We start from the raw sequence: 14953 nt of genomic DNA, 5'->3' as shown, positions 1-14953 counted from the left end.
AAGTGAAATTAAATAATGACGCAAAACTAACAAAGTATGTGAAAGCCGCAGGTTGAGCCGCTAAATTAGCTCCGGGTGAGCTGACATTGGCACTTGGTGGATTAAACTGTGAAAATGAACATGTCCTTGTTGGTATGGACAGCAGTGATGATGCTGCTATTTATCAAATTGATGAGAGTGTTGCATTAGTTCAGACGGTTGATATTATTACTCCGGTGGTTGATGACCCTTTTGTCTATGGACAAATTGCCGCAGCCAATTCGCTCAGCGATGTTTTTGCTATGGGAGCGAAAGTAGCCACAGCGATGAATATCGTCGGGTTTGATGGATGTCACCATCCTAAAAGTGTCCTCAAAGAGATACTTGAGGGAGGACAAAGCAAAATACAAGAGTGTGGTGGCGTTGTCGTAGGTGGGCACACGATTGAAACTCCTGAGATGTTGTATGGACTGAGTGTGAGTGGTTTTGTACATCCTGAACATATTTATCACAATGATACTCCTCGCATTGGAGATGTTTTGATTTTAACCAAACCAATTGGTATGGGAGTGTTAACCACCGCGATTAAAGCGGATATGCTTGAGGCTTCAAGTGCCATCAAAGTGGCGGAGATTTTGGCGCAACTCAATTATCAGCCTTCTGTTATCATGAAGGATTTTGATGTGAGTGCTTGTACCGATGTCACCGGTTTTGGTTTGGGGGGACATGCGTATGAGATGAGTGCCAATAAGGTCAGTATTGCTTTTGATTTCAAGTCTATACCGATTTTATCTGAAGCTTTGGACCTTGCCGATATGGGCATTATCCCTGCGGGTACATATAATAATAAAACACATGTCCAAGAGCATGTAGAGATTCAAAATCAATATGATGAAGAGATTTTCTTTTTTGATGCGCAAACATCAGGAGGCCTTTTGATAGCTGTGTCTCAAAAAGATGCACCGGCATTGTTGAAACGATTGCATGATGAGGGTTTTGAATACAGTGCTATCATTGCTGAGGTGCGCGAGAAGAAAGATCAAAAAGCATTAATTTTATCGTAGAGATTATTTTTATAATCTCCACGATTTTACTATATAAAGAAGGTGCGATGTTAGATTTTTTTAGTTTTGATTTTTTAATCACGCCTTATATTATAGGTTTTGTCTATTTTTTTGGGGCAATTATAATACCATTTTTAGTACTCTTCTTCTCCAAAAAGTACCACCTTCACGTCCATTCTTATAAAATGAAGTTTTTTATGGTGAGCATTATGTTGATATGTGAACTTTTATGGAGAATTTTCTGTGAATTTTTTATGGTATATTTTAAATTATTGGGAGCAATGAAATGAATGAAATGGGTGAACCGCGAATAAAAGTGGTTGCGATGCCAAAAGATACCAATCCTGCTGGTAATATTTTCGGTGGTTGGATTATGTCTCATATTGATTTAGCTGGATCATTGGCAACACGAGATTTGCCGATTGAAAGTGTGGTGACGGTCAAGGTGAATTCTTTAGAATTCAGAGAGCCAATTTATGTGGGTGATGCGGTGAGTTTTTACAGTAAAGTCATCAAAGTAGGTCGCACCTCTGTCAAAGTCGCCGTTGAAGTCAATGCGGAACGATTGTATCAAGGAGAGCGCCGATGTTTACATGTCACGAGCGCCGATATTACTTATGTTTCTGTGAATCATGAAGGAAAGAAAAAACCCATTGAATGTGATGATGAGTATCTAAAGGCACTGGGAATTGAGAGACGTGACGCAGCGAAGCGTTGAAAAAAAGCCACATATCTTAAAAGTTATCACCCTGTTGATGGCAAAGCTAAACATAAATCTAAAGGCGTGACAAAGCAAAGTTGGGATAAAATTTTTATTGCGTTATTGGATAAACCATACAGACAATTAAGAAGTGATATGAAAACAACAGAAGAACAATACGACTTGGTTATCATAGGTGGCGGTGCCACAGGAGCTGGGACGGCTTTGGATGCGACACTTCGCGGGTTTAAGTGTTTGCTTTTAGAAAAAAACGATTTTGCAGAAGGGACGAGCAGTCGCAGTACCAAACTGGTACACGGTGGGGTTCGTTACTTAGAAGCAGCTGTCAAAAAGTTCGACAAAAGTCAGTTTGATCTTGTGCGTGAAGGTTTAAAAGAGCGCTACCGGATCTTGCACAATGCACCACACTTAGCCCATGCCATGACATTGGTCACCCCTTTGTATAAATGGTATGAAATTCCTTATATTTATATCGGTCTTGCACTTTATGATCTCATCTCTGGCAAAAGACGTCTGGGTAAGAGCCGCATTGTCAGTAAAAATGAAATCATGAAAATTTTCCCGAGTGTCAAAAAAGAGGGCTTAGCCGGAGGCGTGCGATACTTTGATGGCGCATTTAATGACAGTCGGATGGCCATTGCTTTACTTCAAAGTGCCAAGAAAAAGGGATGTGTTGTTCGAAATTATCATGAAGTTTTATCCTTTGAACACGAGGCTGGCAAGATTAAAGCCGTGCGAGTCCAAGATAAAATCAACGAGAGTCAATATTTAGTGCGGGCAGATTGTGTTATCAATGCCACGGGGGTATTTTGTGATGATATCAGACGTATGGATGACCCAAGTGTTAGCCCAATTGTCGAAGCGAGTTCGGGTATTCATATCCTCGTAGATAAAAAATTTCTTCCCAATGAAGAAGGCCTCATGATTCCTAAAACCGAAGATGGTAGGGTCCTTTTTATGCTGCCATACCTTGATAAATGTTTAGTAGGGACAACGGATGAAGAGGCGAAAGCGGTGGACCATCCTGAAGTCAAAGAGAAAGATATCGAGTATCTTTTACGACACATGAGAAAATATTTTAGCATTGATATTCAAAAAAGCGACATCCTCTCAGCATGGTCAGGCTTGCGACCATTAGTCACACTCAAACATACAGCGGACACCAAAGAATTGGTACGAGAACATTATATAGAAGAATCAAAATCAGGATTAATCACGATTGCCGGAGGCAAATGGACATCTTACCGCAAGATGGCAGAAGATGTCATGGATGTTGTCCAAAAAACACGAAGAGAAAAAGATTTTAAAAAGTGCCAGACCAAAGATTTCAAACTTTTTGGCAGTGAAACTCCTCTCAAAATCACTCAAGAAAAGATTGCATCAATGGCACTTGAAACGAGTGTTAAAGAGCATTTGATTCAAGCGTATGGGACGCGCGCTTTAGATGTGGCTGATTTTATTAAGATTTATGGCGCGGAAAAATTGCATCCGGCGTATCCTTATCTAAGAGCAGAAGTTTATTATGCTGTGGCGCATGAATTCGTCGAAACGCCCTTGGATTTTCTCGTACGTCGTTGTAATCTTGGTCTGATTGACACTGTGGCCACGCAGACGAGTCTTGAAGTGGTGACGGGTATTTTAAAAGAAGTATTTGCATGGAGTGATGCGAAGTATGTTAAAAAGTTACACGAGGCAAAACAGATTCTAGATAACAGTATTTAGACAATCATTGTTCTCATTTTGTAATACTTTTTGTGTATAATATATGTAGGGTGTTTTGAAAAATGAAGGGCACCCTCTAATCTTAATTAGGAGAAAAAATGAAAAAACTCATGATGGTTGCAACCGCTGCAACTTTGGTACTTGGTAGCAGTTTAATGGCTCAAGAAACATTGAGAATTTTGACATGGAAAGGGTATGCTCCTCAAGCTTTGGTTGATAAATTTGAGAAGCAAACCGGAATCAAAGTGGAATTGACGTTCTCAAATAACGAAGAGATGATTGCAAAACTACGGGCCACTCGTGGGGGTGGGTTTGATCTCGCGCAACCTTCACAAGATCGTATCAGTTCGGTTCAAGCAAAATATAAAATCTACCAACCGATTGATTATTCTAAAATAGATACAAAAGAGTTTGTCCCATCGATGTTAAATGCGGTGAAGAAAAATACCAAAGTCAAAGGTAAATCTTATGCAGTACCGTTTTGTTATGGAACATCTGGACTCATCGTCAATAAGAAATTGGCTCCGGATGCCAAAGATTATAGCGATCTTTTGAATCCAAAATATAAAGGTAAAATCTCCTATCGCCTCAAACGACCGACTTTGATAGGCGTCGCATTTGCAAAGGGAGCGGATCCTTTTGCCGCATATTCTGATGCAAAAGCTTATGCCAAATTGATGGATAAAGTGGGTCAAGATTTGATTAAAGCCAAACCTTTAGTTAACAACTATTGGGCCAATGGTGACGCGCTTTTGAGTATGCTCAGAAGTGGTGAAGTGACCGTAGCGATGGGCTGGGATGGCGGTGGCTGGAAGCTACACAAAGAAAATCCTGATATCGACTTTGTCGCCCCAAAAAGCGGCGCTTTGGGATGGATTGATACCTTTGCGATTCCTTCAAAATCGCGAAATGTGGCTGCGGCATACCGATGGATTAACTTCATGCTAAAACCGGAAAATGCAGCGTATTTCACCAACAATCAAGGTTATGGTACGGCATCAAAGGGTGCGAACAAATTCTTGAATGCAGAGAAAAAAGACAATTTCGAGAGAACCTTTACCAAAGCAGATATTGATAATATCAAGTGGTATCCACCGGTTCCAGCACGACTCGAAAAAATAGAAGGCAAAATTTTAGATATCGTTAAATCAGCACAATAAAACAAAACAACAAGAGAGAAAGTGTTCGCTTTCTCTCTTTCTTCAGGATGATATATGCAAAATGTTTTAGAGATTATTGATCTCAAAAAAAGTTTTGGAGATTTCAAAGCCGTCGATGGCGTAAATTTCCAAGTAGAAGAGGGAAAGTTTTTTTCCATATTGGGACCATCGGGCTGTGGAAAGACAACACTGCTTCGGATGATAGCCGGATTTTTAGAACCAACTTCGGGGAGTATTTTGATTAATGGCGAGGAGATGATTGGTGTATCGCCCAACAAAAGACCTGTGAATCTTGTTTTTCAAAATTTGGCGCTATTCCCGATGATGAGCGTGGAAGAAAATGTTGCTTTTGGACTCAAGCGTCAAAAAGTGAGCAAATCAGAGATTAAGAAAAAAGTTGATGCGATGTTAGAAATCGTACAACTTGGTGGCTATCAAAAGCAAAACGTTCAAGCACTCTCAGGTGGTCAAAAACAGCGCGTTGCCATTGCCAGATCTTTGGTTTTGTCACCGTCTATCCTATTATTGGATGAACCTCTTGGTGCGTTGGATTTGAAGTTACGAGAACAGATGAAAATCGAACTCAAAAAACTGCAACATGAGATTGGAACGACCTTTATCTATATTACACACGATCAATCCGAAGCGCTTGTTATGAGTGATAAAGTCGCGGTTATGAATCAAGGACATTTGGAGCAGATAGATACCCCTCAAAATCTCTATGCCAATCCAAAGACAAGTTTTGTCGCCGGTTTTGTTGGCGAGACCAACCGATTTGAGGCCGTTAAAAATAGTGATGGGTCTGTAAAAACCAAAGAAGGCGCTGAGTTTTTGTCTGTTTTTATAGATACAGATATACAAAGTGATTGTACGCTTTTTGTACGACCTGAGGCCATCGCACTGTTCCCAAAATCTGATATGAAGGGTATGAATTATTTGGACCTCAAAGTCAAAACGATTTTATTTGATGGGTCTAATACAAAGATATTGGCAAGCTTTTTAGATAATTCTCACGAACTCATGGTCTCTTTACCACAAAATAGAGAATTTTCACACATCAAAGAAGGCGATGTTGTAAAAGCTGGCGTACATCTTGAAGATTGTAAGTGTTACCGCACATGAAAAAACATCTAAAACTCGGGTTTTATATCTTTTTTGTCCCCGTATTTCTGTGGCTCTTTTTGCTCATAGTCCTGCCTCAAATTGATCTGTTTTTGATGTCACTCAAATTTGAAAATGACGCGGGAAATATGGTCTGGAGTTTGGAAAATTATCGGGAGTTTTTTACCGAAAAAGTCTATTGGTATACTTTTGCAAGAACGGCGATTTACTCGATACTCGTGACTTTTTTGACCTTTGTTGTCACCTTTCCGATTGCCTTTTATATCACCAAAGTCGTCTCTCCGAAGTATAAAGGCTTTATGACCATTTTACTCTTGATGCCCTTTTGGGTGAGTGAATTGGTACGGGTCTATGGCTGGATGATTTTGTTACGTGAAAGTGGCGTCATCAACTTCTTTTTGATGAAATTCGGATTGATTCATAAGCCCATTGAGATGCTTTATAATGATGTCACGATGGTGATGGGATTGGTATATACTTCGATGTTATTTATGGTGGTGCCACTCATTTCTGCATTAGAAGGTATGGATGATAGTTACATCGAAGCGGGTATGGATTTGGGCGCTTCAAAATTCATCATCTTTTTTAAAATTATCATTCCCTATGCCGCTCCGGGCATCGTCTCTGGTTCGATTGTCGTCTTTATGTTAACCTTGGGAAATTACTTGACCCCAAACCTCATGGGTGGCAAAAACTCTCTATGGTTTACCGAACAAATTTACAATCAATTCATCGCTAGTTTCAATTGGAATCAAGGTGCGGCATTTGGATTTTTACTCTTGATTCTCTCTTCTGCTATTATTTGGATTGGACTCAAAATTAGCAGACAAAATCTCACAAAGGCACTCTCATGATACGCTCTCTTCCCCGCAGTAAAAAGTATGATACGGCATTTTTGATTTATGTGATTGCTTTTTATATCTTTTTATTTGCTCCTTTGGTGATTACGTGTGTTTTGGCTTTTAATAATTCTGATTTTCCCTCTTTGCCGTGGAAAGGATTTTCGCTCGATTGGTTTCTCTCTGATACAAGAGAGCGTGTAGGATTATTACATGATGCCAACTCATTACAAAGTATTCTTGTGAGTATTCAGACGGCATTTTTTGTATCCATTTTTTCATTGATTCTTGGGACGATGGGTGCTTTTTTGTTTGAGCGCGAGAATTTTCGCTTTAAACAAGGACTCTATTTTTTAGCACTGGCTCCTTTGGTCATTCCTGGTGTTATCTTGGGGATTTCTTTGCTTTTGGCGACCAATAGTGCGGGAACCTTTGTCGAAGATCATTTGGGTTGGGATGTTGGAGTGTTGCGACCGAGCTTTTGGCTGGTAGTTATCGGACAGTTTTCATTTATCTCGACTTTTGTCCTCTTAGTGGTCTCGTCGCGACTCAAAAAATTTGACAATAGCCTCTCAGAAGCGGCACTGAACCTAGGGGCGAGTCGTTTTGATACGATTCGATTGATTATTTTGCCATTTTTAAAACCCTCTCTCATCGGGGCAGGAGCCGTAGCCTTTTTGATGAGTTTTGAAAATTTCAATACGACACTTTTTCTCGTCGGATCAGACACGACCTTGCCGATTAATCTCTACCTTCAAGTACGTGATGGTAGTACGCCAATCATCAATGCGATTTCATTTTTATTGATTGTGACAACTTCGGTGATGGCGGTGATGAATTTAGTCTTTACAAAAAAAGAAGAAGTGCGCTGATATGCAATTTTGGGATCATTTTAAGAGAGATAAACATCTCATTATCGCCCATCGTGGTGCACGGGCGTATCGGGCAGAAAATACCATGTCAGCTTTCGCTTATGCCAATGGACGCTGTGATTTAGTAGAATTTGATGTGGGATTTAGTCGTGATGGTGTGGCGGTGATTATCCATGATGATACGCTAGAGCGCACCAGTGATGTCCGTGAACACCCTGAATTTAAACCGCCGTACTCGGTTTCAGATTATGATCATGATATGTTAAAAAAACTCGATTTTGGCTCCTGGTTTGTACGCGATGATACCTTTGGTACTATCAAGCTGGGGACCGCTTCAAAGCATGATTTGCTAGAGTTAGAAAAGCAGACAATTTTAACGCTAGAGGCGCTGTTGATTTATTTGAAAAGCAATAGAATGTTAGCCAATATAGAGATCAAAGATATGAGTAATACCGCCTTTGATGATCATGCTGCAGCAAGCGTGTTGGATATTGTGAAGCGTATGCAGATGCAAGAGTATGTTTGTATCTCATCGTTTAATCACAAATATCTCAAACAATTACATGATCTCGATCCTAACATTGTGACCGCGGCACTCCAAGAAAAATCACATCCTGAAGATCTTGTCAATTATCTCAAAAAGCTCTCCGTGAGCAGTTATCATCTCGATATAGAAATCACCTCAGAGGCGCTTATTAAAGAACTCAATGAGGCAGGATTTTATGTCAATGTCTTTACGGTCAATGAGCAAAAAGATATCGATCAGCTTTTCAAATGGGGCGTCAAGTCGGTCTTTACAGATTTTGTATGAAGAGTAGGTCACTGCTTTTTCAAAAGATGTCGGAGCGAAGTTTCGATATTTGGATATGAAAATTCAAACCCTTGTGCTTGTAGATTTTTTGGATAAACCTCTTTTGAATCGATCATGACACTGGCCGCTTCGCCAAACATTAAGGTCAAAAATGACTCAGGAAGTGGCAATAGCGTGGGGCGAAACAAAACTTTTCCAAGCGTCTTTGTCAATTCATAATTACTGATGGGATGCGGTGCGGTGGCATTGAAGATACCACTTAATTTGTTTTCAATGATAAAGGTATAAATATTGATCAAATCGTCAATATCAATCCAGCTTGTCATCATCTTGCCATAACCTATAATCCCACCCAAGCCCATCTTAAAAGCCGGTAGCATTTGTTTGAGTGCCCCACCATCATTTCCTAGCACGACGCCAAATCGTAAAATTGCCGTTGGTTTGTGACATGTTTGCGCTTCTTCTTCCCAACGCTGTACCAGCTGTGCCAAAAAATCCTCCGCGTAAGAATGCGTCGTTTCATCGCACGCCACATCATTGGGATAGATTCCAATAGCAGAAGCGGAGATGAATTGGGAACAGGCGCTTTGATTGAGGGCATTAACCAGTTTGCGGGTGCTCTCAATGCGACTCTCTATCAAGAGTTGCTTGTAGTCTTCATCCCATTTCTTGATGATGGGCGCACCGGCTAAGTTGATAGCGACATCTACGTCTTTGAGCTTTTCCAAAATCATCGCCTCACTATCGGTTTTCTCAATGATGACGTGGTCTTGAAATCTGTTTTTGATGTGTCCTCCGACAAAGCCAGAAGCGCCATTGAGTGCTATTTTCATCTTCTATTCCTTTTTATCATGATGTTGGAGTTATTGCTGGCATTTTGAATCCATATCTTTCAATGCCAGATTGATCGCGTGCGATGAGATGACCACTTCCCATAGTGATAAGACCAAGGAGAGGCACATCGCAATCAAACTAAGACCAAAGACTTGCTTACCCAATTCCACATAATCCAAAAAGAGTGCAAACATAGAGATGGTGCATAAGAGTATGGAAACCACACCAAAAAATTGCATCCATTTTGTGAGTTCGACTCTTTTTTTAAGATTGTTGATTTGTCCGGTGAGATCTATCTGGTTGTTTTCTTTGGTTTGGTTATTTAACAGTCTGATTAAACTCGCTGTTGCCAAAAAACGGTTGGTATAGGCAAGCAACAACAAAGAAACGGCGGGAAATAAGAGCGCGGGAGTTGAGATTTCTATTTGCATGGGGATTCCTTTGTTATTTATATAAAATTCTCGCAATGCCAAATACAAAAAGCCCAAGAGCTAGCTCTTTAAGACTTTTATCATACAAAAGCACGGCAATACTGCTGATTAAAAAAACAAATGATACGGCATAAGATTTGACTTGATCGTGCAAGCTCTTTTTGAGCCAATCTACTTGATCGTTTGAGAGTTCCACTGTGAGTTCATCATTGCTGATTTTTCGCAGGGCAGTTTTAAAATCTTTGGTAATAAAAGGCAAATCTTTAATCTCATCAATCAAAGTTTCGATGATACTCTCTTTAGCTCCCAAAGCCTTGGGAATATTCTGCTGTAAAATTGGCAGGATATCTTTTATCCCATTGAAATTTTCTATATAAGTCGTACCAAGTCCTTCTACAATTGCGCTGACTCTGAGGATATAGATGGCATCACTGGGTAACTTAAAAGGCAGATTTCTTGTAGAGCTCAAGACATCAAAGGCCAGCTTTTGCATCGATTCGCTGGAGAGATTATTATTTGAAAAGATATCAAACATTTGACTGGTAAATTCGGCCAATTCTGACACCGGTGCTTCATAGGCGATGGTGCCTAATTTTTTAGACGCACTGATGTAGGTTTCATAATCTTGCTCATGCGCTGCTTTGATGAGTGAAATAATCGCAATCCTTGCATAGTTGGGTATGGTTTTGACCATCCCAAAATCCAATAGAATCAATCCGCCTTCTTTTGTGACAAGAAGGTTGCCCGGATGGGGATCGGCGTGAAAATAGCCGTTTATGAGCATCTGTTGGGTATAGAAGTTCACAAGCTTGGCAATAATCTGATGAAAATCGATATCATGTTGTAAAATGTGTGCTTTATCATCAAATCGAAATCCCTCCTCAAAGCTCATGACCAAAGCTGTTTCACTACAATATTGGATAAAAGGCGTGGGAAATTTGACACCGCTGTCTTTGTAGGTTTGTGAAAATTTGATGAGATTTTGTAATTCATGCGTGAAACTCACCTCTTGCAAAATCATCTTTGAAAACTCACTAATAACCGCCTCGATAGAGTTTTTAGTGTAGTGTGAAAAAAGCGGCTTAAATAGGGCATTAAAAAGGGTAATAATCTGAATATCCGCACGCACTTTACGTTGGATGTCATAGCGTCTTAATTTGACCGCGAGTTTTTCCCCTTGGTGGGTGTAGGCGATATGCACTTGCCCGATAGACGCTGAGGCGATGGGTTGGGGATCACATGATGCAAAAGTATCGGCACTAAAAGATTGCTTGAAAACCTGCTCAAATTCATGCGGTTTCATGGGCGGGAGTTTATCATGAAGCTCTTTGAGCTCACGGAGATACTCCTCATCAAAAAAATCTGAGCGCGTGGCTAAGACTTGTGCGAGTTTGATGAAGCTCGCTCCCAATGTCACAATGGTTTGCTTGAGTTTTTTGGGTTTGAGCGCCCTGATGCCTAGAAAACTCTCACGCTTTTTGATGACCAGATAGATGGTTAGTAAAAATCTGAAAATACTGTAAATACGTGTGATTTTGTAGTATTTTAGCTTAGAAATAGATGATTTTATTTTAGATCCTCTTTGAGTTTTTCCAAATCTGCTTTGGTGGCAAGTCCGAGTTCATCGATGATCTCTTTCAGTGTTGATTTTAATTTTTCTTTAACTCTCTCATCTTCTTCTTTACCTTTTTTCTCGATGGATTCTAAAAAACTTTTGGCATCTTGGGTATTGATTTTGCCTTTTTCTTCAAGCTTTTTCATCTCATCTTCGACTCGTTCTTTAAAAACAACAGCTGCTCCCATTCCGGTATAGAGTAATTCTTTTAACATCATGATTCCTTTATAATAATTTTTCGATATCTTTTTCTATCTCTTTTGGTTCTGTTGATGGCGCATAACGTTTGATGACATTCCCCTGTCTATCGACTAAAAACTTTGTAAAATTCCACTTGATAAATTCCGTTCCCATGAAACCAGGTTCTTGGGCTTTGAGATATTGATAAAGCGGGTGTGCCGTATCGCCATTGACATCAATTTTGGCAAACATATCAAATGTCACCCCATAGGTGAGTGAGCAAAACTTGGCAATCTCTTGATTGCTTCCGGGTTCTTGTGAGAGAAACTGATTGCATGGAAATCCTAAGATACGAAATCCCCTCTCATGATATTTTGCGTATAAATCTTCCAAGCCCTTGTATTGGGGTGTAAATCCACATTTACTGGCGACATTGACAATCAACATAACCTCCCCTTTATACTTCTCAAGCGTGATAGTTTTGCCATCGATGGTTTTGACCTCAATATCATAAATGCTCATAGGGGCTCCTCCAAAAAGATGTAATGTCATGACGAGTATTAAGAGATATTTTACCATTTTCGCTCCAATATTTTTCTTATGCTATTATGCCTGAATTTTAATCTTGCGATGCATCTTTATAGCTTATCTTTTGTGTTGCTTCACCTCTTGGTAACAGAGATTTAGCAATGTCTGATTGAGAAGATAGGTATTGTTATATTTGCGAGCATAACGCTTCAATGTGCGCAAGATGGCACTCATAGCGTCACGCTGTTGTGCAACCTCTTCAATGTGTTGATGAAGTTGTGTTTTTTCTGCTTTGGTGAGGTCATTTTTGAGAAAGCCTGCCATGTGTTGTACGGCGTTAACGCTTTGTTTTAGTGTCGTTTTTTTCTTGATGATTATGTGAAAACAGCTCTGATACTGCGCTATTATCTCATGCAAGCTTTTGTTCTCATGATTTCCGACAATGTATCCAAGCTCACGATAAAGGCGCTCATCTTTTGATTGCAAGAAAAATTTGTGATTTCGGTGAAATTGAATCAAATCGTTCATATTTGGGGCTGCTGCTATTAAGGTATTCAAAGATTGTTGTGCTACAAGCGTCCTGTGCTGGTCGTCATTTGCATTTATCTTTTGATATGCCTCTTGCATCGTCACTCCCTAGCTATTGTTTAAGATATAGTAGCATAAAATGATGTAAGAGGATTTAGTTTGTGAAATTTTCTGATATTCGTTTGATTTTTTGTGTTACAATAGAACAAAATCAGTTTAAAGAGGATGTATGACCTATCAGCAATGGTGTGATGCGCACTCCAAAAAACACGCTGCCATTATGGCGAAACTTGAAGGCAACAGTATTGAGGCGATTATCACCTATTTTGATTATGACAATATGGTACAAAAAGAGCCAGATTTTTGTCCCCTTTATGCTCAAAATAAAAAGTGTCATGATATGGAAAAACTCAACTGCTATTTGTGTGCTTGTCCCTATTTTCGGTTTGATGATACGGGAAGTCACAAGGTAGGTGAAAAGCGACTTTATAGCTTTTGCAGTATTCATCACAAAAAAGGTGCGATTTTTGAGAGTAAGGATGCCTTGCATCAAGATTGCTCCAACTGTATTGTGCCGCATCAAGAAAAATTTGTTAAGAAACTGTTTGACAAAAAATGGAATAATATCATGAAAGATACCTCTTGTAGAGGCAATCATAAGGAGAAAACAGATGAAAAAGATAATCATTAGTGTGGCAATAGTATTCAGTGCATTGTTAGGTTTTGGTGGGTGTGCGAGTAATGGAATGGCGGTTAATACTCCCGATGGCAACAAAGTCTCCCGTGTCTTTCATCAAGCTTATGTCGTTTCACAAGAGAAAGTCATCGTCGATAATTCTCAAGTTGCGGTACTCACAGGTGTCGGCGTCGGTGCGGTGGGTGGTGCTTTGGTTGGTGGCGATAATGTCAAAGGCGCTCTAATCGGTGCGGCAATCGGTGGGATTATCGGAGCATTATCTGGCAATGAAATCGAAGCATATAAAACGACATTAGACAATGGATTGGTATGTTATGTTAAACAAAGATTGATGCAAGGGACTGAACTTGAATACACCATCGTTGATAATAAACTCAAAAATGTGAATGTGGTGGCGTATCCTCAGTGAAGTGAATAAAGGAGTATGATAATGATGAGTAAACTCGATGAAAAGACAGCGTTGGTTTTAATCGACCTACAGCAAGGCATTATCGCGGGAGAAAAAGCACATCCTATCGATCAACTGCTTGCCAATGCCAATAGTTTAATACGCGCGTTTCGTCACGCTAAATTGCCGATTGTTATCGTCAATGTCAATCCCATTGGCGCTACATGGACACGCGTGCGCGTCGAAGTATCTGGAGATATGAGCCAAGTACTTGATACCGAAGTGAAGCAAGATGCCTTTTTGAAAATCTCTCCAGTATTAGAGGTAGAACCCAAAGATATCTATGTGACCAAAAATACATGGAATGCTTTTTATAACACTGCATTACACCGAAAATTACAAGAGAAAAATATCACCGGAATCGTCTTAGGCGGTATTTCAACCAGTATTGGTGTGGAGGGTACCGCACGCGCAGCGAGTGAATTGGGTTATAACCTTACTTTTGCTCTTGATGCGATGAGTGATCGCGTGCTTGAGGCACACAATCACAGCGTCCAGTACATTTTCCCTCGAATCGGCGAGCGCGGGACGACAGCAGAGATAATCGAAACATTATCCTAACTCAAAGTTGCGCTAAGAGTGCCTCATGAATGTGGCCATTACTCGCGACGATGATGTGATCTGACAAGCGGTACGGTTGGGCTTTTTCATTAGTGAACCGACCGCCGGCTTCTTGTAAGATGAGCACTCCCGCACTCACATCCCAAGGCTTGAGATTGCACTCATAATACGCATCAAAAGTCCCTTTGGCTAAATAACAAAGATCCAAAGAAGCCGCACCAAAGCGCCTAATATCACGACACAATGGCAAGAGATTACTAAGGCACTGTATCACCCATTGATAATCTTTCCCTTTTTTGACTTTAGTATAAGGAAATCCTGTGGCGATGAGAGATTGTTGGAGTAGGGTTTGGGTGGAGACGTGAAGTTGTTTCTCTCCTAAAAACGCGCCTTTTCCAACATCGGCACGAAAGGCCTCATCGAGTATGGGATTGTAAACAAGCGCGGCAACGGGTAGACCATCTTCCCACATTCCGATGCTGATGGCACAATGGGGGATGCCATGTACGAAATTGGTCGTCCCATCAATCGGGTCTAGATAGATGGCACGCTTGGGATAGGTGATGGTTTGAGTATTTTCTTCCCCAACCACCGTATACATGGGAAAGACTTCTTGTAATTTTTGAGTCAGCTTTTTTTCGATTTCTTTGTCATATTGTGTGACTAAATCAACCGTTCCTTTGTATTGAATATCTTTTTGGGTATAAAATCCCTCAATAAAGAGGTCTTTGCATGTTTGTGCGATTTCGAAAAGTTGAAGTGAGCGTAACATAAAATTTCCTATAAGTTTTTTGTCATTTTAGCCAAGTTATGATTAACTTCTTATCATGATACTATGATG

18 protein-coding genes are annotated in these 14953 nt (G+C 40.2%); 11 read left to right on the top strand and 7 right to left on the bottom strand.

The genetic code is table 11. The features are described 5' to 3' along the window. Positions 1-2: 2 nt before the first annotated feature. The 8 genes from selD to SFB89_RS11050 all read left to right on the top strand — a co-directional run bounded on the left by selD (position 3) and on the right by SFB89_RS11050 (position 8290). Entirely contained in the window at positions 3-1043 is a 1041-nt protein-coding gene (gene selD / locus SFB89_RS11085; protein WP_331774752.1) for a selenide, water dikinase SelD, read from the top strand. Positions 1044-1329: 286 nt separating this feature from the next. Beyond that, entirely contained in the window at positions 1330-1761 is a 432-nt protein-coding gene (locus tag SFB89_RS11080) for an acyl-CoA thioesterase (RefSeq protein WP_331774751.1), read from the top strand. A 138-nt stretch (positions 1762-1899) separates the two neighbouring features. Next, complete coding sequence (locus SFB89_RS11075; protein WP_331774750.1) at positions 1900-3486, top strand: glycerol-3-phosphate dehydrogenase/oxidase; 1587 nt, start codon at positions 1900-1902, stop codon at positions 3484-3486. Positions 3487-3584: 98 nt separating this feature from the next. Further along, positions 3585-4646 carry an extracellular solute-binding protein gene (locus SFB89_RS11070; RefSeq protein ID WP_331774749.1) on the top strand — a complete coding sequence of 354 codons (1062 nt, stop codon included), beginning with the start codon at positions 3585-3587 and terminating at the stop codon, positions 4644-4646. A gap of 54 nt (positions 4647-4700) precedes the next feature. Next, a complete protein-coding gene (locus tag SFB89_RS11065) occupies positions 4701-5768 on the top strand; it encodes an ABC transporter ATP-binding protein (RefSeq protein ID WP_331774748.1) in 1068 nt (355 codons plus the stop codon). Further along, positions 5765-6622, top strand: coding sequence for an ABC transporter permease (locus tag SFB89_RS11060; RefSeq protein ID WP_331774747.1), 858 nt, complete (start codon positions 5765-5767; stop codon positions 6620-6622). Before SFB89_RS11065 ends, SFB89_RS11060 begins: the two co-directional genes overlap by 4 nt. Beyond that, positions 6619-7479 (top strand): ABC transporter permease, encoded by an 861-nt coding sequence (locus SFB89_RS11055; protein WP_331774746.1) that lies wholly within the window; start codon positions 6619-6621, stop codon positions 7477-7479. Before SFB89_RS11060 ends, SFB89_RS11055 begins: the two co-directional genes overlap by 4 nt. 1 nt (position 7480) lies before the next feature. Continuing rightward, on the top strand, positions 7481-8290 hold the full coding sequence (locus tag SFB89_RS11050) for a glycerophosphodiester phosphodiesterase (protein ID WP_331774745.1): 810 nt from the start codon (positions 7481-7483) through the stop codon (positions 8288-8290). 8 nt (positions 8291-8298) lie between these two features. Here the strand turns inward: SFB89_RS11050 and SFB89_RS11045 are convergent, their stop codons facing one another. The 6 genes from SFB89_RS11045 to SFB89_RS11020 form a co-directional block, all read right to left on the bottom strand. After that, entirely contained in the window at positions 8299-9123 is an 825-nt protein-coding gene (locus SFB89_RS11045) for a TIGR01777 family oxidoreductase (RefSeq protein WP_331774744.1), read from the bottom strand. Positions 9124-9153: 30 nt separating this feature from the next. Beyond that, positions 9154-9555 (bottom strand): DUF2721 domain-containing protein, encoded by a 402-nt coding sequence (locus SFB89_RS11040; protein ID WP_331774743.1) that lies wholly within the window; start codon positions 9553-9555, stop codon positions 9154-9156. Between the two features lie 13 nt (positions 9556-9568). Beyond that, complete coding sequence (locus tag SFB89_RS11035; protein ID WP_331776085.1) at positions 9569-11113, bottom strand: ABC1 kinase family protein; 1545 nt, start codon at positions 11111-11113, stop codon at positions 9569-9571. A gap of 8 nt (positions 11114-11121) precedes the next feature. After that, on the bottom strand, positions 11122-11385 hold the full coding sequence (locus SFB89_RS11030; RefSeq protein WP_331774742.1) for a hypothetical protein: 264 nt from the start codon (positions 11383-11385) through the stop codon (positions 11122-11124). Between the two features lie 10 nt (positions 11386-11395). Beyond that, entirely contained in the window at positions 11396-11872 is a 477-nt protein-coding gene (locus SFB89_RS11025) for a glutathione peroxidase (RefSeq protein WP_331776084.1), read from the bottom strand. Positions 11873-11995: 123 nt separating this feature from the next. Then, complete coding sequence (locus SFB89_RS11020) at positions 11996-12505, bottom strand: YbgA family protein (RefSeq protein WP_331774741.1); 510 nt, start codon at positions 12503-12505, stop codon at positions 11996-11998. A gap of 130 nt (positions 12506-12635) precedes the next feature. Here SFB89_RS11020 and SFB89_RS11015 point away from each other — a divergent pair, with 130 nt between their 5' ends. From SFB89_RS11015 to SFB89_RS11005, 3 genes are read left to right on the top strand one after another with little or no spacing between them, the layout of a single operon-like run. Beyond that, positions 12636-13097 (top strand): hypothetical protein, encoded by a 462-nt coding sequence (locus tag SFB89_RS11015; RefSeq protein ID WP_331774740.1) that lies wholly within the window; start codon positions 12636-12638, stop codon positions 13095-13097. Continuing rightward, positions 13078-13512 (top strand): YMGG-like glycine zipper-containing protein, encoded by a 435-nt coding sequence (locus SFB89_RS11010; protein WP_331774739.1) that lies wholly within the window; start codon positions 13078-13080, stop codon positions 13510-13512. Before SFB89_RS11015 ends, SFB89_RS11010 begins: the two co-directional genes overlap by 20 nt. A gap of 21 nt (positions 13513-13533) precedes the next feature. Then, entirely contained in the window at positions 13534-14112 is a 579-nt protein-coding gene (locus tag SFB89_RS11005; RefSeq protein ID WP_331774738.1) for an isochorismatase family protein, read from the top strand. A 1-nt stretch (position 14113) separates the two neighbouring features. On the opposite strand, the gene SFB89_RS11000 is transcribed toward SFB89_RS11005, so the two are convergent. Beyond that, positions 14114-14884 carry an inositol monophosphatase family protein gene (locus tag SFB89_RS11000; RefSeq protein WP_331774737.1) on the bottom strand — a complete coding sequence of 257 codons (771 nt, stop codon included), beginning with the start codon at positions 14882-14884 and terminating at the stop codon, positions 14114-14116. Between the last annotated feature and the right edge of the window lie 69 nt (positions 14885-14953).

The sequence above is a fragment of the Sulfurospirillum sp. 1612 genome, assembly GCF_036556685.1.
In the GTDB taxonomy this organism is placed as follows: domain Bacteria; phylum Campylobacterota; class Campylobacteria; order Campylobacterales; family Sulfurospirillaceae; genus JAADIZ01.
The sequence above is the reverse complement of the archived record's forward strand: the minus strand, read 5'-3'. Positions and strand labels throughout refer to the sequence as shown.